The 20,012-nt window shown below is 70.4% G+C and carries 20 protein-coding genes; 8 read left to right on the top strand and 12 right to left on the bottom strand.

The genetic code is table 11. The features are described 5' to 3' along the window. Positions 1-8: 8 nt before the first annotated feature. Complete coding sequence (locus ACN0TP_RS02935; RefSeq protein WP_417216371.1) at positions 9-404, bottom strand: MGMT family protein; 396 nt, start codon at positions 402-404, stop codon at positions 9-11. Between the two features lie 70 nt (positions 405-474). Between ACN0TP_RS02935 and ACN0TP_RS02930 the strand changes: the two genes are divergently transcribed. The 4 genes from ACN0TP_RS02930 (at position 475) to ACN0TP_RS02915 (ending at position 4,248) form a co-directional block, all read left to right on the top strand. Continuing rightward, positions 475-1,155, top strand: coding sequence for a 3'-5' exonuclease (locus ACN0TP_RS02930; RefSeq protein ID WP_417216369.1), 681 nt, complete (start codon positions 475-477; stop codon positions 1,153-1,155). Positions 1,156-1,475: 320 nt separating this feature from the next. After that, entirely contained in the window at positions 1,476-2,381 is a 906-nt protein-coding gene (locus tag ACN0TP_RS02925) for a MetQ/NlpA family ABC transporter substrate-binding protein (RefSeq protein ID WP_417216366.1), read from the top strand. A 116-nt stretch (positions 2,382-2,497) separates the two neighbouring features. Next, positions 2,498-3,592, top strand: coding sequence for a methionine ABC transporter ATP-binding protein (locus ACN0TP_RS02920; protein ID WP_417216364.1), 1,095 nt, complete (start codon positions 2,498-2,500; stop codon positions 3,590-3,592). Continuing rightward, a complete protein-coding gene (locus tag ACN0TP_RS02915) occupies positions 3,589-4,248 on the top strand; it encodes a methionine ABC transporter permease (protein WP_417216361.1) in 660 nt (219 codons plus the stop codon). The genes ACN0TP_RS02920 and ACN0TP_RS02915 overlap by 4 nt, the downstream gene beginning before the upstream one ends. Positions 4,249-4,335: 87 nt before the next feature. Here ACN0TP_RS02915 and hemL read toward each other — a convergent pair whose 3' ends face one another. The 8 genes from hemL to hemE form a co-directional block, all read right to left on the bottom strand. Continuing rightward, positions 4,336-5,649, bottom strand: a complete 1,314-nt coding sequence (gene hemL, locus ACN0TP_RS02910) for a glutamate-1-semialdehyde 2,1-aminomutase (protein ID WP_417216359.1) — start codon at positions 5,647-5,649, stop codon at positions 4,336-4,338. Positions 5,650-5,651: 2 nt separating this feature from the next. Beyond that, a complete protein-coding gene (gene hemB, locus ACN0TP_RS02905; protein WP_417216357.1) occupies positions 5,652-6,635 on the bottom strand; it encodes a porphobilinogen synthase in 984 nt (327 codons plus the stop codon). A gap of 66 nt (positions 6,636-6,701) precedes the next feature. Next, positions 6,702-7,568, bottom strand: coding sequence for a uroporphyrinogen-III synthase (locus ACN0TP_RS02900; protein ID WP_417216354.1), 867 nt, complete (start codon positions 7,566-7,568; stop codon positions 6,702-6,704). Continuing rightward, positions 7,569-8,573 (bottom strand): hydroxymethylbilane synthase, encoded by a 1,005-nt coding sequence (gene hemC, locus ACN0TP_RS02895; protein ID WP_417216351.1) that lies wholly within the window; start codon positions 8,571-8,573, stop codon positions 7,569-7,571. Continuing rightward, on the bottom strand, positions 8,570-9,784 hold the full coding sequence (locus ACN0TP_RS02890) for a ferrochelatase (RefSeq protein ID WP_417216349.1): 1,215 nt from the start codon (positions 9,782-9,784) through the stop codon (positions 8,570-8,572). Before ACN0TP_RS02890 ends, hemC begins: the two co-directional genes overlap by 4 nt. After that, positions 9,781-10,485: a hydrogen peroxide-dependent heme synthase gene (hemQ, locus tag ACN0TP_RS02885; protein WP_417216346.1), complete on the bottom strand. Its 705-nt coding sequence runs from the start codon at positions 10,483-10,485 to the stop codon at positions 9,781-9,783. Before hemQ ends, ACN0TP_RS02890 begins: the two co-directional genes overlap by 4 nt. 56 nt (positions 10,486-10,541) lie before the next feature. Further along, a complete protein-coding gene (hemG, locus tag ACN0TP_RS02880) occupies positions 10,542-12,011 on the bottom strand; it encodes a protoporphyrinogen oxidase (RefSeq protein WP_417216343.1) in 1,470 nt (489 codons plus the stop codon). Positions 12,012-12,094: 83 nt separating this feature from the next. Then, positions 12,095-13,165 (bottom strand): uroporphyrinogen decarboxylase, encoded by a 1,071-nt coding sequence (hemE, locus tag ACN0TP_RS02875; RefSeq protein ID WP_417216340.1) that lies wholly within the window; start codon positions 13,163-13,165, stop codon positions 12,095-12,097. Between the two features lie 191 nt (positions 13,166-13,356). Here hemE and ACN0TP_RS02870 point away from each other — a divergent pair, with 191 nt between their 5' ends. Then, the gene (locus ACN0TP_RS02870; protein ID WP_417216509.1) at positions 13,357-14,703 is read left to right on the top strand and encodes a glutamyl-tRNA reductase; all 1,347 of its coding nucleotides are present in this window, start codon (positions 13,357-13,359) and stop codon (positions 14,701-14,703) included. A gap of 20 nt (positions 14,704-14,723) precedes the next feature. On the opposite strand, the gene moeB is transcribed toward ACN0TP_RS02870, so the two are convergent. Further along, a complete protein-coding gene (gene moeB, locus ACN0TP_RS02865) occupies positions 14,724-15,902 on the bottom strand; it encodes a molybdopterin-synthase adenylyltransferase MoeB (RefSeq protein WP_417216337.1) in 1,179 nt (392 codons plus the stop codon). Between the two features lie 43 nt (positions 15,903-15,945). Between moeB and ACN0TP_RS02860 the strand changes: the two genes are divergently transcribed. Next, positions 15,946-16,623 carry a TetR/AcrR family transcriptional regulator gene (locus ACN0TP_RS02860; RefSeq protein ID WP_417216334.1) on the top strand — a complete coding sequence of 226 codons (678 nt, stop codon included), beginning with the start codon at positions 15,946-15,948 and terminating at the stop codon, positions 16,621-16,623. A 70-nt stretch (positions 16,624-16,693) separates the two neighbouring features. Beyond that, on the top strand, positions 16,694-16,921 hold the full coding sequence (locus ACN0TP_RS02855) for a DUF3107 domain-containing protein (RefSeq protein ID WP_417216332.1): 228 nt from the start codon (positions 16,694-16,696) through the stop codon (positions 16,919-16,921). A 109-nt stretch (positions 16,922-17,030) separates the two neighbouring features. On the opposite strand, the gene ACN0TP_RS02850 is transcribed toward ACN0TP_RS02855, so the two are convergent. Together ACN0TP_RS02850 and ACN0TP_RS02845 are read right to left on the bottom strand one after the other, a co-directional pair. Then, complete coding sequence (locus ACN0TP_RS02850) at positions 17,031-17,729, bottom strand: 4a-hydroxytetrahydrobiopterin dehydratase (RefSeq protein WP_417216329.1); 699 nt, start codon at positions 17,727-17,729, stop codon at positions 17,031-17,033. Positions 17,730-17,774: 45 nt separating this feature from the next. Further along, positions 17,775-18,455 carry a ferritin-like fold-containing protein gene (locus ACN0TP_RS02845; protein ID WP_417216327.1) on the bottom strand — a complete coding sequence of 227 codons (681 nt, stop codon included), beginning with the start codon at positions 18,453-18,455 and terminating at the stop codon, positions 17,775-17,777. A 78-nt stretch (positions 18,456-18,533) separates the two neighbouring features. Between ACN0TP_RS02845 and ACN0TP_RS02840 the strand changes: the two genes are divergently transcribed. Beyond that, on the top strand, positions 18,534-19,997 hold the full coding sequence (locus ACN0TP_RS02840) for an RNB domain-containing ribonuclease (protein ID WP_417216324.1): 1,464 nt from the start codon (positions 18,534-18,536) through the stop codon (positions 19,995-19,997). Positions 19,998-20,012: the final 15 nt, after the last annotated feature.

Raw genomic sequence — 20,012 nt, 5'->3', positions numbered from 1 at the left:
GGTTTCCATCAGAGCACCCGCCCCCGATAGTTGGGGCCGCCGCCTGTGTCCTGGCCGGCGGCGAGGCCGGCGGCCAGGTCGGCGGCGATCGATTCGATGAAGGCGAACCCTGCGTCACCGGGCTGCCAGCGTGCCCCGCCAACCAGCACGCGTGAACCGCGCAGCGGGATCTCCTCGTCGATCCAGTGCGGCAGGGCCCGCTCCTGGAGATCGGCCCGGAGCGTTCCGTTGGCGCGTAGGACCCGCCACCAGGGCAACTCGCCATCGGAGTGCGCCATGGCCGCCCCGACCTGCCGTGGCCCGCCGGCGCCGAGGAGTTCGGCGATGTCACCGTAGGTCAGCACGCTGCCGGACGGGATCCCTGCGGCCAGGCGATGGACGGCTTCGGCGTACTGAAGTGACATGGCCTCCAGCTTAGGCCGCGTCCGGCCCGGCCGCCGCCACTTCGTCGGAGGGGGACGATACCGTGGGTCCATGGACACATGGCATGAGCTTCCGCGGGCAGCATTTGATCTCGAGACCACCGGCAAGGACCCGTTGGAGGCACGGATCGTCACCGCCTCCATCGTGGTCGTGAACGGCCGCCAGGAGATCATCAACCACCGTGAGTGGCTGGTGAACCCGGGCGTTCCCATCCCGGAGGAGGCCGCCGCGGTGCACGGGGTGAGCACGGAGCGGGCGGTGGCCTCGGGCATGGATCCTGCGGTGGCGGTCGCCGAGATCTCCGCGCATTTGCGTGACCTGTTCCAGACCATGCCGGTGATGGCCTTCAACGCCAGCTACGACTTCACGGTCCTGGCCCGCGAGGCGGCCCGCCACGGTGTCGAGCCCGTGGACCCCGCCCCGGTCATCGACCCGTTCATCATCGACAAACACGTCGACAAGTACCGGCGGGGCAAGCGGACCCTCGGCGCCTTGTGCGAGCACTATTCCATCCCGCTGCTCAACGCCCACACCTCGGTCGCCGACGCCGCAGCCACCATCGGGGTGGCCGACGCGCAGGCGGTGAAGTACCCGGCCGTGCTGGGCCTCGACCCTGCGGAGCTGCACCGCCAGCAGATCCGTTGGGCCGCCGAGCAGGCCGCCAGCCTGCAGGAGTACTTCCGCCGCAAGGACCCAGCTGCGGTGGTGGACGGCACCTGGCCGGTGCGCTAACCGCATTGCGTCGGGGTACGACGACGGCGCCTGCCCCGTCGCGTCATGTCGTAGAGAGTCATGTCGTAGAGAGTCATGTCACGAAATTGCGTACGGCACCGCGGCACCTGTTCAATGGTGCCGTTCTTAGCCCTGCGGGGCCCCGTATCGCATGCGCCCGCCCCCAGCATCGCCGGAACTCGAACTTCATTCGATCAGACGGGCCGTACTGACCGTGGCGTTCGATTTTGCGTTGCCCCCGCGGCCTGCTGGAATTGATTCATTCGATTTGTGGCGGCCCTCATGGCCGCTGGTCACTTCCAGCCGGAAAGAACACTCGCATGAAGAACATTCGCCTGTCCCTTGCCAAGGCCGCCGCCGTTGCCGCCGTCGCCACCCTCGGCCTGACCGCCTGCGGCGGCGGGTCCGATGACGCGGCAGCCCTGCCCACCGACATCAAGACCGTGACCATCGGCGTCTCCGATGGTGCCGAGCCGTACTGGCAGGTGTACAAGAAGGTCGTCAAGGAGGAGACGGGTGTGGAGGTGGAGTTGAAGAACTTCTCCGACTACAACCAGCCGAACCCGGCGCTGGACCAGAAGCAGCTGGACCTCAACGAGTTCCAGCACCTGCAGTACCTGGCCACCTACAACACCAAGAACAACAAGAACCTGCAGCCCATCGGCGCCACCGCCGTGTACCCGCTGCCGCTGTACTCCACAAAGTACAAGTCCACCGATGAGATCCCCGCCGGTTCGCAGATCGCCATCCCGAACGATCCGACCAACCTGGCCCGTTCGCTGATCGTGCTGGAATCCGCAGGACTGATCACGGTCAAGGGCGGGGCCAACTCGACGTCCACCCCCGCCGACGTGGACACCGCTGCCTCGAAGGTCAAGGTCGTCACCGTGGATGCGAAGATGACGGCACAGAATCTTGATTCGCTGGCCGGGGCGATCGTGAACAACAACTTCGCCACCGCCGCCAAGCTCAGCAACGACGACATCATCGCCCAGGACGACCCGTCGGCCGACTCGACGAAGCCGTACATCAACGCGTTCGTCGCCCGCGATGAGGACAAGTCCAACCCGACGCTGCTGAAGATCGCCAAGCTGTACCACGATCCCGAAGTCATCACGGCGATCAAGAAGGACCTGGGTGAGGGCGGCGTCTTCAAGGAGAACTCCCCCGAGGACCTCCAGTCCGCCCTGAAGGTCATCGAGGACAACATGAAGGGTTCCAAGTAACCGAACGGAACCCCCGCCAGCCAGACCCGCTGCGGCTCCCGCCCCGGACACCCCGGTGCCGGAGCCGCAGCGGGTTTTGCGGGCCCTGAACCATCCACAGCGAGAAAGGACCTGCGGTGACCTCCATCGTCAGCTTCCGCGACGTCTCCAAGTCCTACCCGGGCCGCGGCGCGGCCAAGGGCAAACCGGTGCATGCGCTCCGCGATGTCACCTTCGACATCGAGAAGGGATCCATCACCGGCGTCATCGGCTATTCCGGTGCCGGCAAATCCACCCTCGTGCGCCTGATCAATGCGCTGGAGAAGCCCACCGGCGGCGCCCTGACCGTCTCCGGGCGCGAACTGACGGGCATGGGCGAGAAGCAGTTGCGCGGCCTGCGCGGCGGCATCGGCATGATCTTCCAGCAGTTCAACCTGTTCAACTCCCGCTCGGTCGCCAAGAACGTGGAGTACCCGCTCATCGTCGCCGGCTGGCCGAAGGCCAAACGCGCCGAACGGGTCGCCGAGCTGCTCGAATTCGTCGGCATCGCCGAAAAGGCCCGCCAGTACCCCAGCCAGCTCTCCGGCGGGCAGAAGCAGCGCGTGGGCATCGCCCGGGCCCTGGCCACGAACCCCGAGATCCTGCTCGCCGACGAGGCCACCAGCGCCCTGGACCCGGAGACCACCACCGAGGTCCTGGCGCTGCTCAAACGCGTGAACCTGGAGTTCGGCACGACCATCGTGGTGATCACCCACGAAATGCATGTGGTCCGTTCGATCTGCGATCACGTGGCGGTCATGGAGCTGGGGTCGCTGCTCGAGCACGGCCCCGTCTACGACGTCTTCGCCTACCCGCGGAACCCGGCGACGCAGAAGTTCATCAGCAGCACGATCGCCGACAAGCCCTCGGCGGACACGGTGGCCAGGCTGCAGCAGCTGCACCCCGGCCGCCTGGTGAGCATCACCATCTCCGAGGCCCCCGGCGTCGGTGCCGGGTCGAACCAGCGGGACATCTCGGCACTGTTGGCCTCCCGCCCGGCCGTCCACGACTCGGTGGTCTACGGGTCTGTCACCGAGATCGCCCAACGGCCCTTCGGATCGCTGACCTATGTGCTCGAAGGCCCCGATGAGGACGTCGACGCCGTCATCGAGGGCCTGTCGAAGATCACCACAGTCCAGCAGTGGCCCGCCCCGGCCGCTGCCGGCACCGACGACGAAGGAGGCCGGCGATGATCGACTGGACCACCATGGGCCCGCAGTTGGCCACCTCCATCCAGCAGACCCTGTTCATGGTCATCATCACGATGATCATCGGCGGGATCCTGGGGCTGCTGATCGGCATCCTGCTCTATGCCACGCGCCCGGGGAACATCCTGGCGAACACCGTGCTGTTCAACGTGTTGAACTTCCTGATCAACATCGTGCGGCCGATCCCGTTCATCATCTTCATCTCGCTGGTGGGGCCCTGGACGCTCTCGGTCATCGGCACCTCGATCGGCACCGAGGCGGCCATCTTCCCGATGACGCTCATGACCGCCGTCGTCCTGGGGCGCATCGTGGAGCAGAACCTCGTCGGGGTGGACCCCGGCGTGGTCGAGGCGGCCCGGGCCATGGGGTCCAGCCGCACCCGGGTGCTCTTCGACGTCGTGCTGCGCGAGTCCCTCGCCCCGCTGGTGCTGGGGTACACGTTCATCTTCATCGGCGTCGTGGACATGTCGGCAGTGGCCGGCTACATCGGCGGTGGCGGCCTCGGTGACCTGGCCATCACCTATGGCTACCAGCAGTTCAACTACGCTGTCACGCTGCTGGCGGTCGCGGTCATCGTGGTCATCGTCCAGCTGGCCCAGCTGCTGGGCAACTTCCTGGCCAGGCGCATGATGCACCGGTAGCCAGCCGGAACCACGCAAAGCGGTGCCTCCCCCCACGGGGAGGCACCGCTTTCGCCTTACCCCGGAACGATCGGGGACCGATGGTGGCTACGCGGCGGGCTTCGCCGCCGCCGCCGCACGGGCCGCTGCCGGCAGGGCCGAGATGATGCGTTCCATGGCCGCATCGTCGTGGGCGGCCGAGAGGAACCACGCCTCGAACACGCTCGGCGGCAGGTAGACCCCGGAGTCGAGCATGGAGTGGAAGAACGGCGCGTAGCGGAAGGCCTCCTGGCCTTGTGCCTGGTCGTAATCGTGCACCCCGGTGGCCGAGGTGCCGAAGGCCACGGAGAAGAGGTTTCCCGCCGTCTGGATGGAATGGTCCACCCCTGCGGCTTCGAGGGCACCGGTGAGCGCGGCCTGCAGCTCGAGGCTGCGGGCGTCGACGTGGGCGTAGACCTCGGCCGTGGCGTGGGTGAGCGTCGCGATGCCGGCGGCCATGGCCACGGGGTTCCCGGAGAGGGTTCCCGCCTGGTATACCGGGCCCAACGGGGCCAGATGGTCCATGACGTCGGCGCGTCCGCCCAGGGCTGCGGTGGGCAGCCCACCGCCGATGACCTTTCCGAAGGTGAACAGATCCGGCGTCCACCCTTCGGTCGCCCCGGTCAGGCCCCAGTATCCCGCGGGGCCGGTCCGGAAGCCGGTGAGGACCTCGTCGAGGATGAGCAGCGCGCCGTGTTCGGCGGTGATGCGCGACAGGGCAGCGTTGAAGCCGTCCGCCGGGGTGACCACCCCCATGTTCGCCGGGGCCGCCTCGGTGATGACCGCGGCGATGCGCGGGCCGTGTTCGGCGAAGGCGGCCTCGACGGCTGCGACGTCGTTGTAGGGCAGCACGAGCGTCTCGGCGGCGGTCGCTGCGGTGACACCCGCGGAGCCGGGCAGGGCCAGGGTGGCCAGGCCGGAACCGGCGGCGGCCAGGAGCCCGTCGAGGTGGCCGTGGTAGCAGCCGGCGAACTTCACGACCAGGTCCCGGCCGGTGTAGCCGCGGGCGAGGCGGATGGCCGTCATGGTGGCCTCGGTGCCGGTGGAGACCATGCGCAGGCGCTCGACTGCGGGGACCCGGCCGGCCACCAGCTGGGCCAGGCCGGCCTCGTCCGGGGTGGAGGCGCCGAAGGACAGCCCCCGGTCCACCGCTGCATGGACTGCCTCCTGGACCGCGGGGTGGCGGTGGCCCAGCAGTGCCGGGCCCCACGAGCAGACGAGGTCGACGTAGTCGTTGCCGTCCGCATCGGTGAGGTGGGCGCCGTTGGCGCCGACGATGAACGGCGGGGTCCCGCCGACGGAGCCGAAGGCGCGCACCGGCGAGTTCACGCCCCCGGGCATCAGGGCGCGTGCTGCATCGAAGAGTTCCTGCGAGGTGGACATGCTTATTTTCCTTCCTTCAGCCAGCCGGCCAGTTCGGCGGCCCAATAGGTCAAGACGGTGTCGGCGCCGGCACGGCGGATGGAGAGCACCGATTCGGTGATCGCCGACCGGCGGTCGATCCAGCCGTTGGCCGCGGCGGCCTCGATCATCGCGTACTCACCGGAGATCTGGTAGGCGGAGACGGGAACCGGCGACATCGCCGCGACGTCGGCCAGGATGTCCAGGTAGCTCATGGCCGGTTTGACCATGATCAGGTCGGCCCCCTCGTCCAGGTCCAGTTCGACCTCGTGGAGGGCCTCGCGGCGGTTGGACGCATCCATCTGGTAGGTCCTGCGGTCACCGGAGAGCTGCGAGTCGACCGCCTCGCGGAAGGGGCCGTAGAACGCGGAGGCGTATTTGGCGGCGTAGGCCAGCACGGGGATGTCCTGGAACCCCGCGGCATCCAGGGCCTGGCGGATGACGGCGACCTGGCCGTCCATCATGCCCGAGGGGGCGACCAGGTGGGCGCCGGCCCGGGCCTGCGCGACGGCCATCTTCGCGTAGATCTCCAGGGTCGCGTCGTTGTCGACCCGGCCCTGCCCGTCCAGGACACCGCAGTGGCCGTGGTCGGTGAACTCGTCCAGGCAGAGGTCCGACATGACCAGCAACTCGTCGCCGACTTCGGCGCGCACGTCGGCAATCGCCTGGTTGAGCACCCCGTGCGGGTCCAGGCCGGCGCTGCCGGTGGCGTCCCGCGTGGTGGGAACGCCGAAGAGCATCAGTCCACCCAATCCGAGCTCCGCGGCCTCGGTGGCTGCCCGCTTGAGCGAGTCGGTGGTGTGCTGCACGACGCCGGGCATGGACTCGATGGGGCGGGGTTCGGTGAGGCCCTCGCGGATGAATGCCGGCAGGATCAGGTGGCGCGGGGCCAGGTCGATTTCGGCGACGAGGCGTCGCATGGCGGCGGTGGTGCGCAGCCGGCGGGGCCGGTGGGTGGGGAAAGACATGGTGGCCTTCGACTTTCTGCCGTTCGGGGCATTCGGGGGTGGGTGCGGTGGTGGGGGTGGTGCCGGTCAGCCGTGGGCCGGTCCGGCGCGGTCCAGGGCGTGTTCCCAGGCGTTGGCGAGGCCCGCCGGGCTGGCCTCGGTGGCGGTGGCCGCGGGTTCCCAGCCGTGGTTCCGCAGGGCGGCGGCCGTGGAGTCGCCGATGGCTATCGCCGGCAGGTGGGGCGCGGGGCCGGCCAGTGCCAGGTAGCGCCGGACGATGCTCGGGGAGGTGAACAGCACCGCTTCAACGCCCCGGGGGGCACCACCTGCGGCTGCCAGGTCGGCCGGTGACAGGTCGGGGGCCGGGGTGTTCTGGCCGGTGGCGGCCAGGGCCCGGGCGGGGTCTGCCGGGGCGTCCACGGTGCGGTAGGCGGTGGCGACCACCGGGTCGTTCCCCCATCCCCGCAGGCCGTCCGCCAGGGTGGTGGAGGCGATGTCGGCTTGCGGCATGAACACCGTGTGGCCGCCGGTGGGGCGCAGCCGCCGGGGCCATTCGGCCAGCATGCCGCGGGCCGAATGGTCGTGGACGGGAACGACGTCGACGCCGATTCCCGCAGCGCGGCAGGCCGCCGCGGTGGCCTCCCCCACCGCGGCGACCCGGGTGCCGGCCGGAACCTGGACCGTGGTGCCGTCGGAGCGCCCCAGGGCGTTGGCCCGCTGGAGCACCGCGAGCATTGCTGTCCGCGAGGTGAGAACGAGCCAGTCGAAACCGCCGTCGAGCAGTGTGCGCACCCCGTCGTCGAGCAGGCCGGTGTCAGCGGGGAGCTCGAAGTCGATCAGCGGGCACAGCACGGTGGCCGCCCCGCGGGAGGCGAGTTCGGCGATCGTGGGTGCGGCCCGGTCCGCGCTGCGCAGCAGCAACGCGGTCCGTCCGGCCAGTGGGCGTGGGGGCACCTAGAGTCCCGCCAACTCCGCGGCTCCGGCGTCGAGCAGTTCCCCGGCCAACCGGACGCCGAGTTCGCGCGCGCCGTCGATCCCGGGGGCCGCTGCCGTGGCGCTGCGGCGCAGCGTGCTGCTGCCGTCCGGGGCGCACACGACGCTGGTCAGCACCAGGGCGCCGTCGACCTCCCGGGCCAGGGCGCCGATCGGTGCGGCGCAGCCGGCCTCCAGGCGGCCCAGCAGCGCGCGTTCGGCGGTGATGGCCAGGCGGGTGGGTTCGTCGTCGAGCTCCCGCAGGGCGGCGTCCACCGCCGCGTTGCCGGTGCCTGCCGTGCGGACCTCAACGGCCAGGGAGCCCTGGCCGGGGGCCGGCAGCATGACCTCGGGGTCCAGGTACTCGGTGATGTGCTCCCCCAGGCCCAGGCGTTCGAGCCCCGCTGCGGCCAACACGACGGCGTCGAGGTCACCGTGGACGCCGCGGCCCACGCCGCCGTCGTCCTGTGGGCGTGCCGAGCCGGCGACCCGGCCCAGCCGGGTGCCGACGTTGCCGCGGATGTCCACGATCTGCAGGTCCGGGCGGGCGGCCTTCAGCTGGGCGCCGCGACGCGGGGAGCCGGTGCCGACCTTCGAGCCGGCCGGCAGCTCATCCAGGCGCAGTCCGTCGCGGGCACACAGGGCGTCGCGGACGTCCACGCGTGCGGGGGTGGCGGCGATGACCAGGCCCTCGGGCTGGGTGGTGGGCAGGTCCTTGAGCGAGTGCACTGCCACGTCGCAGCCGGCCTCCAGCAGGGACAGGCGCAGGGCCGCGGCGAACACCCCGGTGCCGCCGAGCTGGGACAGCGGGCCGCTGGTGACATCGCCCTCGGTCTTGACCCTCACCAGTTCATAGCCGGCGCCGCTGGTGGCCGCCAACGCGTCGGCGACGGTGCCCGTCTGGGTCATGGCCAGCGCCGAACCGCGCGTGCCGACCCGGAAGCCGGGTGCCGGCGTCGTGCCGTGGTCTTCGGTGGCGGCGCTCATGGTGCCGGCACCCCGACCTCGGAGTCCACTGCGGCGATGGTGGGCTTGACGGTGCCGTCGCGCATCACCTTGGCGCAGCAGTTCGGCCGGCAGACGTCGAACCAGGGGCCGAGCTCCGCCTCGGAGGCGCGGCCGGCCAGCAGGGCGTTCCCGTCGGGCCCGGCGAGGCGTTCGCAGACCAGGTCCACGATGCCACCGACGAACTTCGCGTGGGTGCCGGGGGTGGGCACGCGGTGGAACGCCAGGCCGAGCTCGGCGCAGGTCTCCTTCGCCTCGGTGTCCAGGTCCCAGAGGACCTCCATGTGGTCCGAGACGAAGCCGATGGGGACCACGACGACGCCGCCGGTGCCCTGGTCCTTGTAGTCGGCGAGGGCGTCGTTGATGTCAGGTTCCAGCCACGGCACGTGCGGGCCTCCGGAGCGGGACTGGAAGACCAGCGAGTGCTCCAATCCTGCGGCCTCGGGGACCTGGGCGAGGATGGCGCGGCCGACGGCCAGGTGCTGGGCCGAGTACACGTCGGTTTCCAGGGTGGCCGCCAGGTCGCGCGGGCCGGCGGCCTCGGCGTCGGAGGTCGGGATGGAGTGGGTGACGAAGACGATCCGCACCGGTGCGTCGGGGGTGCCGGCGGCGGCGAGCTGGGCGCGCACGTCGGCCAGGCCGGCGGTGACGCCCTCGGCGAAGGGGTCCACGAAGCCGGGGTGGTCGAAGTACTGGCGGACCTTGTCGACCTCCAGCTTGCCCTCCAGGCCGGTCTCGCGCAGGGCGACGCCGAGGTCCTCGCGGTACTGCCGGCAGCTGGAGTAGGAGGAGTAGGCGCTGGTGGAGAACATGAGCACCCGGCGGTGTCCGGCGTCGTACATCCCTTGCAGGGTCGCCGGAATGTAGGGGTCCCAGTTGCGGTTGCCCCAGAAGACGGGGATGTCGATGCCGCGGTCGGCGAGCTCGGCCTCCAGGGAGGCCTTCAGCGCGCGGTTCTGCGCGTTGATGGGGCTGATGCCGCCGTTGGCGCGGTAGTGGGTGGCGACCTCCTCGAGGCGTTCGTCCGGGATGCCGCGGCCGTGGGTGACGTTGCGCAGGAACGGGATGACGTCCTCCTGCCCCTCGGGACCGCCGAAGGAGGCGAGCAGGATCGCGTCGTAGGGCTTGGGGGCCATCCGCCCGGAGGCGTCGTAGCCGGTGCGCGGGTCGAAGACGTGGTCGGCCCCGCTCATCGGAGCACCTCGGCGACCTGGGCGGAATCGATGCGCTTGCCGGTGTAGAAGGGGATCTCCTCGCGCACGTGGTTGCGGGCCTCGGTGTAGCGCAGGTGGCGCATCAGGTCCACCAGGTCGATCAGGTTCGGCGCCTCCAGGCCCAGGATCCATTCCCAGTCCCCCAGCGCGAAGGAGGCGACGGTGTTGGCCTGGACCTGCGGGAAGTCGCGGCCCAGCATGCCGTGGTCGCGCAGCATCTTGCCGCGTTCGGCGCCGTCGAGCAGGTACCACTCGTAGGAGCGCACGAACGGGTAGACGCACAGCCACTGCTCCGGCGAGGTGCCCAGGGCGAACGACGGCGCATGGTTCTTGGTGAACTCGGCGTCGCGGTGCACGCCCATGGCGGAGAAGACGATGGAGGTCTCGGCGAAGAGGTAGGTCCTGCGGATCTTGCGCACGGCCTCCTGCAGGGCATCCGGCTGCGCACCGTGCAACCACACCATGATGTCGGCGTCGTGGCGCATGGCCGAGACGTCGTAGGTGCCGCGCAGCACGACGCCGGCTGTGGCCAGCTCGGTGACGAGCGCGTCGAAGGCCGCCACGCCCTCGCTGCGGTCCAGGTCGGAATCGCGCTTGAACACGGTCCACAGGGTATAGAAGAGCTCTTCCTCCGCGGTGTCAGACGTGCTGGTCTCGGGGGTGGAAGGTGCTTGGCTCACGGTGTGGCCTCTACTTTCTGCTGCTGGATATTTCGTGGGGTTCGGGGGCCGGCGCGTCAACTGGCGGTGACGGCGGTGCGGGCGCGGGTGTCGGCGACGACGGAGGCCAGGCCGGTTCCGGCGAGCCAGGCTCCGACGACCTCGAGTCCCGGGTGGGCGCCGACCGCCGTGCGGAACGCTGCGACGCGTTCGCGGTGCCCGGTGGCGGCGAATGGCAGCGCCGCGTCGTAGCGCACCACATCCGCGCCGAGGACGTCGGCCGCCGTCAACGCGATGCCCAGCAGGGCCGCGGCGTCGGCAATGGCCGTTTCACACAGGGCGTCGTCGTCTGCGGGGATCGTGCCGGGGTCGTCGGAGAGCCGGCCGTAGGACAGGCGCAACACGTGGGTTCCGGGCCCCGCCTCATCGGCCAGCCACTGCCATTTGGCGGTGGCGTGGGTCAGCGCCTTGGCGGCCACCCCCGGGGTGCCGGGGGCAACCAGCAGGCCGGTGCCGCGGGGGGCATCGTCGAGTTCGGGCCGGTCCACGACCAGGGTGGCCAGGGCGATGCCGTTGCCGGTGGCCGGACGCAGCGCCGCGGCGTCGGGCAGTACGGTGCCGAGCAGGTCAACTGCGGCCGGGCCGGGCGTGGCGATGACCAGCCGGTCGGCGTGTTCGGCTCCGCCCCGGCCCTGGAGGCGCACCTGCCATCCGGCGTCGTCCCCGGCCGTGGGGGCAATGGAGGCGACCGGTGAGTCCAGGTGCAGGCCGACCCCGGCGCCCGTCAGCTCGGCGAGCAGGGCGGTGACGAGTTGGTGCATGCCGCCGGCGAGCCCGCCGACGGCCGAACCGGCCGGCGCCGAGGCCTTCAGCGAGGCGACGCCGCGGGCCAGCGAGTGGTGGGTGGCCATGGCGGCCCGCAGCCCGGGGGCCACCGTGTCGACGTCCAGGGTGGTGGGATCCGCCGAGTGGACGCCGGCGACGATGGGGGTCACCAGGTGCTCCAACACCGCCTGTCCCATGCGGGTGCGCACGAGTTCGCCGAGGCTGATCGGTTCGGTGGCCTGGTGGCGGGTGACCGGCATCGCCAGGTCGGCGGCGGCCCGGATGGAGCCGGCGGCCCCGATGACCGCCTTGACGTCATCGGCGCGCGGGTCGGCCGGGATCCCGAGGATCGCGGTGGCCGGCAGGGGCTGGGCGCGGGCCGTGCCGCGTCGTGGGCCGTCGGCCGGTGCGTGGTAGAGCCAGGAGCCCGCGGCGTGCGGGCTGGTGATGGCCGACGCGAGGCCGAGGTCGGCGGCCAGGTCGGCGACTGCCGTGTTGCGCAGCGCGAACGATTCGGCTCCGGCGTCCAGGAGCAGTCCGGCGACCTCGTGGGATCCGAGGCAGCCGCCGAAGCGCGCGGCGGCCTCGTAGACGTCGACACGGTGCCCGGTCAACGACAGTTCGCGGGCGGCGACCAGGCCGGCGATGCCCCCGCCGACGACGATGACCCGGGGCGCGTCGACCCCGGACGGTGAGCCGCTGCCGTGCCCTGCCTGCGTCATCGCCGTTTCCTTTCCGCGGTGTCCTGCGCTCTGTGTGCCATCCATTATCGTTGCCTGCCCTGTGAGCCCGGTGGGAGGTGGGTTCAGCGGGCCGCCGGCGGCACCGAATGGACCAGGTCGACCAGCCGGGTCAGCACCTCGGGGTCGGTGTCCGGGGGGACCCCGTGGCCGAGGTTGACCACGTGACCCGGCGTCCGGTCCCCGGCGGCCAGGACCGAGCGCACATGCTCCTCCAGCACCTCCCAGGGGGCGGCCAGCAGGGCGGGGTCGATGTTGCCCTGCAGCACGGAGGTGCCACCGAGCCGGCGGTTGGCCTCGTCCAGCGGCAGGCGGTAGTCCACGCCCACCACATCGGCCCCGGCGTCGCGCATCGCCGGCAGCAGTTCGCCGGTTCCCGTGCCGAAATGCACCAGCGGGGTCCCCAGGACCTTCACCGCCGCGAGCGTACGGGTGGAGGCGCCGGCGACGAAGCGCTGGTAGTCGGCCAGCGAGAGGCTGCCGGCCCACGAGTCGAAGAGCTGCCCGGCGCTGGCGCCGGCCTCGAGCTGGGCGCGCAGGAAGGCGCCGGAGGCCTCGGCGGCCCAGTCGGCCAGCGCCCGCCAGGTGCCGGGCTCGGTGTGCATCATCCGGCGCGGACCCAGGTGGTCGCGGGACGGCTTGCCCTCCACCATGTAGGCGGCCACGGTGAACGGGGCGCCGGCGAAGCCGATCAGCGGGGTGGTCCCCAGTTCGGCGACGGTCAAGGCGACGGCCTCGCGGATCGGATCCAGCGCGGCATCGGTGAGCCGGGGCAGTTTCGCCACGTCGGCGGCGGTGCGCACCGGTTCGCCCAGCACCGGTCCGACGCCGGGGACGATGTCCACGTCCACGCCGGCGAGCTTGAGCGGGATGACGATGTCGGAGAAGAAGATCGCCGCGTCGACCCCGTGGCGGCGCACCGGCTGCAGGGTGATCTCGGAGGCCATTTCCGGGCGCAGGCAGGATTCGAGCATGTTGGTGCCCTCGCGCAGCGTCCGGTATTCCGGCAGCGACCGGCCGGCCTGGCGCATGAACCACACGGGCCGGCGGGCCGGGGCACCGCCACGGTAGGCGGTGATCAGGTCGGATGCGGAGGTACGGCCATCCATCAGGGGGTGGCTAGCGCTCAAGGTCATGACCCGATTCTGCCAAGTCCGCGCCGACAACCGTTAATCGTGGGTGGGCCCGGCGGCGATTCGTGGCCAACACCACGTTCTACAATTCGTCGAAAACCCGTTTCCGCCCGTCATTCCGCGATATTTGACGACACGGGTTAGGTCATCCTCGCTGCCGAAAACGGTGACGGGGAGATATGCTGGTGGACATTGTGGTCTTTCTAGCACTTGTTGCCTCCCATTCTGATATCGACCTCGAAACGGTGGCACGGCTCAGCGCCGGCGCCGACGGGGTCGCTTCCGCCGTGCTCGATGGCACCACGCCGGTCTCCGGCGCGGTCGTGCTGTCCACCTGCAACCGGTACGAGGTCTATTGCGAGGCCCCCCACGCCGCGGAGATCCCCGCGGCCCGCCAGGCGGTGATCGAACAGATCTCCGCCGCCTCCGGGCTCCCCGAGGACCAGGTCTCCCAGGCACTGGAGACCAAGACGGAGCACGACGCCGTCTCCCACCTCTTCGCCGTCGGCGCCGGCCTGGACTCCGCGGTGATCGGTGAACGCGAGATCGCCGGGCAGGTCCGCCGCGCCCTCATCGACGCCCAGGCCACCGGTACCGCCTCCGGGGCGCTGGTCCGCCTCTTCCAGACGGCATCACGCACCGCCAAGGACGTCGGCGCCCGCACCGCCCTGGGCGGGCGCGGCCTCTCGATCGTCTCGGTGGCCCTTGACCTGTCCGAGGACCTCTCCGGCACCACCTCCTGGGCCGGACGCAACGTCGTCGTCTTCGGTACAGGTGCCTACGCCGGGGCGACCATGGCCCGGCTGAAGGAACGCGGCGCCACCAACATCTTCGTGTACTCGGCCTCCGGGCGGGCCGACGCCTTCGTCGCCTCCCGCGGCGGCACCGCCGTCGATGACGATTCGCTGGCCCTGGTGCTGCGCGAGGCCGACGTGCTCATCGGCTGCAGCGGCGGCGGCGTGCGCATCGACGCCGCCGAGCTCCAGTCGCTGGACCGTGGCGGCCGCCCGCTGGTCGCCATCGACCTGGCCCTGACCCACGACGTCGACCCCGACGTGGCCACCCTGGACGGCGTGGAGCTGATCACCCTGGAATCGGTGCGCATGGCGGCCCCCGCCGAGCAGTCGGCGGCACTGACCCAGGCCAGCGCCATCGTCGGGGAGGCCGCCGAGCAGTTCGCCGGCGAACAGCGCCAGCGCTCCGCCGACGCCGCCATCGTGGCCCTGCGCAAGCACACCCAGCATGTGCTGGAAACCGAGGTGGAGAAGGTCAGGGCCCAGCACGGGTGCACCGCCGCGGCCGAGGAAGTCGAGTTCGCGATGCGCCGGATGATGCGCCAGCTGCTCCATGTCCCCACCGTCAGGGCCCGTGAACTGGCAGCCGACGGACGCCAGGGCGACGTCGAGGAAGCGCTCGCCACCCTGTTCGGCATCGAACTGGGAACGCCGGCCGCCGCCACCTCCGAGCCGGGTGCCGCCGCCGCAGGCGTGCAGCAGGGCAACGACGCATCGGCCGCCTGCCCCGTCAGCCGCGGGGCCTGACCCGTCCGGCGGGGACGCGGCTAGTACATCGGCTTGTCCGGTTCCACCTGTTGGACCCAGGCGGCAATGCCGCCCTGAAGATGCCTGGCGTTGGTGTACCCCTGGTCCAGCAGGTAGCCGAGCACCTCGCCCGAGCGGCCACCCGACTTGCAGTGCAGGACCAGTTCGCGATCCCGTGGCAGCTCGATGTCCCCGCCAAGCACCTGCCCCCGCGGTGCCAGTTCGGCCCCGTCGATGGACACGATCTCCGCCTCCCCCGCCTCGCGCACGTCGAGCAGGAGGAAATCGCGGCGGCCGGCGGCCCGGTCGGCCAGCAGGTCCCGCAGGCCCGGCGCGTCGATGGAGGGCAGCACGCGTTCCACTGCAGGAGCGACCCCGCAAAACGCCGGGTAGTCCTCCAGCAATTCGGTCGGCTGCACGGTGTCGGGGTCCGGGCGCAGGCGGATCTCCCGCCAGGTCATGGCCAGCGCATCGAGGATGAGCACCCGGCCCAGCAGCGAGTCGCCGATCCCGGTCACCAGCTTGATCGCCTCGGCGGCCATGACGGAGCCGATCTGGGCGCACAACACGCCGAACACCCCGCCTTCGGCGCAGGAGGGGACGGTGCCGGCCGGTGGCGCCTCCGGATACAGGTCGCGGTAGGTCGGCCCGTGGCCGTTCCAGAACACGCTGACCTGGCCGTCGAAGCGCAGGATCGAACCCCACACATACGGTTTGCCCAGGATGGCGGCTGCGTCGTTGACCAGGTAGCGGGTCGCGAAGTTGTCGGTCCCGTCCAGGATGAGGTCGTAGCCGGCGAAGAGCTCCAGCGCGTTGGAACGCTCGAGATGTTCGGTATGGAGGACGACGTCGGTGAACGGGTTGATCCCGGTGATCGACTCCCGCGCGGACTCGCCCTTGCCCTGGCCCAGGTTGGACATGCCGTGGATGACCTGGCGTTGCAGGTTCGAGACCTCCACGGTGTCGTCCTCGACGATGCCCAGGGTGCCCACCCCGGCGGCCGCCAGGTAAAGCAGGGCCGGGGACCCGAGCCCGCCGGCGCCGATGACCAGGATCCTGGCGTTCTTCAGCCGCCGCTGCCCGGCCATCCCCACCTCGGGGATGATGATGTGCCGTGAATAGCGTTTGAGTTCGTCCGCCTCCAGTTCCGGCCCCGGTTCAACCAGGGGCGCCGGGCGGTGGTCTGTCGCTTCCTGCATGGGGCCAGTTTAGCCACGGGGCGGAATACGCGGCGGAATACCCATGGGTAGACTAGGCACAGCCCGGCACGACGACGGCGTCCCGGCGGAGAGGCAGGCAGTGGAGCGCAGGACAGAACATTCGCAGCGGACACCGCGGATGCCCCGGGACCAACGCCGACGGCAGCTGCTCACGGCAGCCCACCAGGTGTTCGTCGCCCATGGCTACCATGGTGCGGCGATGGACGAGATCGCCGATGTGGCGATGGTCAGCAAACCGGTGCTCTACCAGCACTTCCCGGGCAAGCGGGAACTCTACCTGGCGCTGCTCGACGAGCACCTGGAGGACCTGACGGCCCGGCTGCTGCGGGCCATCGCCTCGACCACCGACAACAAGCAGCGCGTGCACGCGACCATCCGCGAGTTCTTCGGGTTCATCGCCAGCGACAGCCAGGCCCACCGGCTGGTCTTCGAGTCGGACCTGATGCACGATCCGGACGTCAGCTCGCGCCTGGAGGCCTTCAACGCCCGCTTCGCCGACGCCATTGCCGGGGTGATCTCCGAGGACACCGGGCTGAGCCGGGCCCAGGCGGTGCTGCTTGGACGCGCCATGTCAGGCATGGCGCAGGTTTCCGCGCGTTATTGGCTGGAACTGGAGGGCCAGGTCGACCTCGATGAGGCCAGTGAACTGGTGTCCCGTTTAGCTTGGCGCGGAATCGGTCGGTTTCCCAAGGAAGCCTGACGTAGATTGTTCACTGACGTAGACCGGCGCCACCACCCGGCGCCCACCCCCGATTGATAGAGGAGCCACCATGGACGTGCGCATCGGAATCCAGAATGTAGCCCGCGAGGTTGTCATCGAATCCGCCGAAACCGCCGAGCAGGTCACCCAGACCGTTCGCGATGCCATCAGCGGTTCCACCGACCTGGTGCTCACCGATGCCAAGGGCCGCCAGATCATCGTCCCGGCCGGTGTCATCGGGTACGTGGAAGTCGGCGCCGAGGAACAGCGCCGCGTGGGCTTCGCCGCCCAGGCGTAGCCTCCGGCCCGCCGCCAACGGCCGGTCCCGACGCATCCGTCGGGGCCGGCCGTTGGCGTGGGTGGGTGCTCTGGCGCCGTGCCGTGGCTCCGCGCCGCGCACCGCCGTGTCAGTTCTCCGGCAGGTGCCCGATCTCGGTGCACACGCACACCCGGTTGCCCTCCGGATCGGTGTAGACGCGGAAGGAAGGATGGTGTGCCCCGTCCCCTTCTCCCCCGGCGGGTCGAATGCGCTCACGCTCGACGTCCAGGGAACTCAACGGTATGTGGCGGTCCAGGTGGAAGCGGTTCTCCGATGGCGTGTCGGTGACCTGGAACCAGATGGTGGGGTTGCGTCCTTCGGGGTCCACGAGATCGCCGTTGTCCTCCAGCCGGTAGCCCAGGGCGCTGGTCCAGAACCCGGTGATTTCCGAGGGATCGGGTGTGTCCAGGCACAGTTCCACTGTGGTGTGCCGGTGGGGTTCGGCGCGTCCGCCACAGCGTCCGGCTGCCGCTGAGGCGGCGGCGGCAAACCGGGTGTCCTTGCCGGTGACCTGGCTTCCTGCGTCGTGCGATGACAGCCCCAGGAACACTGTGTTGTAGCGCCACTCCAGATCGGGGTGGTGGTTCTGGTCCTCGGCGATGGCACCGATGGCCGCGATGAAGGCGATGGCGGCCGCCGAGGTGTCGAACGCATAGGCCGTCACCAAGGCGCCGATGCGGTAGCGCCAATCGGGCAGTTCCGAGAGTGCCGCCTCGATCTGTGCTGCGCCCAGTGCCGCCGGGTCCGCGGATGCACCAGTCGATGAACCAGTCGGTGAATCGGTCATGGAGTGCTCCTTTTCTCCCCCACGCCCCATGCTGGTTCCGCGGCTTCAGGCAGTCAACCCCAGGGCTGCCATGCGCCGGGAGTGGTTTTCCACGAGGGTGGCGAACAGCCGGGCCAGGCGCTCTTCGCCGTCGTCGTGCGTGGAGGCGAACAACTGGTCGAAGCGCAGGCCGCGTTCGTTGATCCTGCGGGCCTGGGTCAGCGCCTCGCCGAGCAGCCGGCGTCCCCAGAGGGCCAGCCGCGAGGCCAGGCGCGGATCGTCGTCCAAGGCGGTCCGCAGGCGGTCGTGGAGCCACTCGTTCTGCTCATCCAGCGCCTGCACCTCCTGGACCAGCAACCGTGCCTCCGGGGCCAACGCCCGGGCGATGGCCACGTAGAAGTCCCCGGAGACGGAATCGATGACGTGGGCCTTCATGAGCGACTCGAACCAGTCCCCGGGGCGGGTGCGCTCATGCATGGCGTCGATGGAGGCCATGAACGGTTCCATGGCAGGCGCCGGGTCCTCACCGCGGGCGGCGATGGCGGCGACGACGCGTTCGTAGTGCCCGAATTCGTGGACGGCCAACCGGGCCAGCGCCTCCCGGTCGGCCAGGGTGGGCGAGAACCGCGCATCCGATGAGAGGCGTTCGAAAGCCGTCAGCTCCCGATAGGCCATCAGCCCGTAGAGGGCCAGTTCGGCACGGGTTCGGGTCGCATCGTCAAGGATCGGCGGCGGCAGCTCGGTCATGGAATCCAGCCTACTCCGAGGTCACTTCGGTGGGGGCAGGCACTGTTTTCGCGTCCGATTGTGGTTAGGCTGGCCCCTGTGGTGCGCAAACTCATCGATGTGAAGTCCAGTGCCCGCCAGTCCCGGCTTGCCGCCGCGTTGGACGGGCTCGCCGAATCCCTTCAGCTGCCGGCCGGCTACCCGCCGGACGCGCTGGCCGAGGCGCGTTCCGCCGTGGACGGGTTGCGGCTTCCCGCCACCGAGCTGACCGGCATCGAGTTCGTCACGATCGACCCGCCGACCTCGACGGATCTGGACCAGGCGGTGCACATCGAACGCGATGGCACGGGCTACACGGTCAGCTATGCCATTGCCGACGTCCCCGCTTTCGTCCCGTCCGGCGGGGCGCTGGATGCCGAGACCCGGCGCCGCGGCCAGACCCTGTACCTGCCGGGGCGCCGCATCCCCCTGCATCCCGAGATCATCAGCGAAGATGCCGGTTCCCTGCTGCCGGGCCAACGCCGCGGCGCCTACGTCTGGAGATTCCACCTGGATGCGCAGGCCCGGGTGACCGGGACCGAACTGGTGCGGGCCACCGTCCGCAGCCGGGCCAAACTGGACTATGCGGGAGTGCAGGCCGCCATCGACGACGGCACGGCGCCGGCCTCGCTGGCCCTGTTGAAGGAGGTCGGGCTCAAGCGCATCGACGCCGAGCGCGAACGCGGCGGCGCCAGCCTGCGCATCCCCGAGCAGGAGGTCGAGGTCGACGACGACGGCGTCTACCAGCTGGAGGCGCGGGCTCCGCTTCCGGTGGAGGACTGGAACGCACAGATCTCCCTGATGACCGGTATGGAAGCCGCGAAGATCATGCTCGAGGGCCGCCTCGGGATCCTGCGCACCATGCCCTCCCCCGACGAGCACAGCTCCACGGCGTTCCGCCAGGAGGCCGCGTCGCTGGGCACACCGTGGGAGGAAGGCGTCCCCTACGGCGATTTCCTCAGGTCCCTGGACGTGTCCCGGCCACGCCAGCTGGCCATCATGCACGCGGCGACGTCGCTGTTCCGCGGGGCCGGGTACACGGCGTTCGACGGCGAGGTGCCGAAGGAACAAACGCAGGCCGCCATCGCCGCCCCCTACGCCCACACCACCGCGCCGTTGCGCCGCCTGGTCGACCGGTTCGTCCTGGTCGTGTGCGAACACCTGGTGCGCGGCGCCGCGGTGCCCGAGCCGATCCGCCAGACGCTGCCCCAACTGCCCGAATTGATGCAGTCCTCCAACCAGCTCGCCGGCCAGGTCGAACGGGCCGCGTTGGACACCGTGGAGGCTGCCCTGCTGGTGGACCGGATCGGGGAGACGTTCGACGCAGTCACCCTCAATGGCGCCAGCCCCGAACAGATCGCCGCGGCGCGCGACAACGGCCACGCCCCGGGCGGACGGCTCCAGATCCTGGACCCCGCGGTCAACGCCCGTTTCGAGGGGACCGCTGAGGCCGGCGAGCGCGTGAAGGCCGAACTCATCGAGGTGGACCTGGACCAGCGCACCGTGCTGTTCAGGATTCCCTAGGGGATCCGGCGGGCG

This window comes from Arthrobacter sp. (genome assembly GCF_048266065.1).
GTDB lineage: Bacteria > Actinomycetota > Actinomycetes > Actinomycetales > Micrococcaceae > Arthrobacter_H.
Note: the sequence above shows the minus strand (reverse complement) of the source record. Positions and strands in the feature narration are given on the sequence as shown.

Coding starts and splice junctions, on each gene's coding strand:
- ACN0TP_RS02935 (WP_417216371.1), bottom strand. CDS start 404: ATGTCACTTCAGTACGCCGAAGCCGTCCATCGCCTGGCCGCAGGGATC.
- ACN0TP_RS02930 (WP_417216369.1), top strand. CDS start 475: ATGGACACATGGCATGAGCTTCCGCGGGCAGCATTTGATCTCGAGACC.
- ACN0TP_RS02925 (WP_417216366.1), top strand. CDS start 1,476: ATGAAGAACATTCGCCTGTCCCTTGCCAAGGCCGCCGCCGTTGCCGCC.
- ACN0TP_RS02915 (WP_417216361.1), top strand. CDS start 3,589: ATGATCGACTGGACCACCATGGGCCCGCAGTTGGCCACCTCCATCCAG.
- hemL (WP_417216359.1), bottom strand. CDS start 5,649: ATGTCCACCTCGCAGGAACTCTTCGATGCAGCACGCGCCCTGATGCCC.
- hemB (WP_417216357.1), bottom strand. CDS start 6,635: ATGTCTTTCCCCACCCACCGGCCCCGCCGGCTGCGCACCACCGCCGCC.
- hemC (WP_417216351.1), bottom strand. CDS start 8,573: ATGAGCGCCGCCACCGAAGACCACGGCACGACGCCGGCACCCGGCTTC.
- ACN0TP_RS02890 (WP_417216349.1), bottom strand. CDS start 9,784: ATGAGCGGGGCCGACCACGTCTTCGACCCGCGCACCGGCTACGACGCC.
- hemG (WP_417216343.1), bottom strand. CDS start 12,011: ATGACGCAGGCAGGGCACGGCAGCGGCTCACCGTCCGGGGTCGACGCG.
- hemE (WP_417216340.1), bottom strand. CDS start 13,165: ATGACCTTGAGCGCTAGCCACCCCCTGATGGATGGCCGTACCTCCGCA.
- moeB (WP_417216337.1), bottom strand. CDS start 15,902: ATGCAGGAAGCGACAGACCACCGCCCGGCGCCCCTGGTTGAACCGGGG.
- ACN0TP_RS02860 (WP_417216334.1), top strand. CDS start 15,946: ATGGGTAGACTAGGCACAGCCCGGCACGACGACGGCGTCCCGGCGGAG.
- ACN0TP_RS02855 (WP_417216332.1), top strand. CDS start 16,694: ATGGACGTGCGCATCGGAATCCAGAATGTAGCCCGCGAGGTTGTCATC.
- ACN0TP_RS02850 (WP_417216329.1), bottom strand. CDS start 17,729: ATGACCGATTCACCGACTGGTTCATCGACTGGTGCATCCGCGGACCCG.
- ACN0TP_RS02845 (WP_417216327.1), bottom strand. CDS start 18,455: ATGACCGAGCTGCCGCCGCCGATCCTTGACGATGCGACCCGAACCCGT.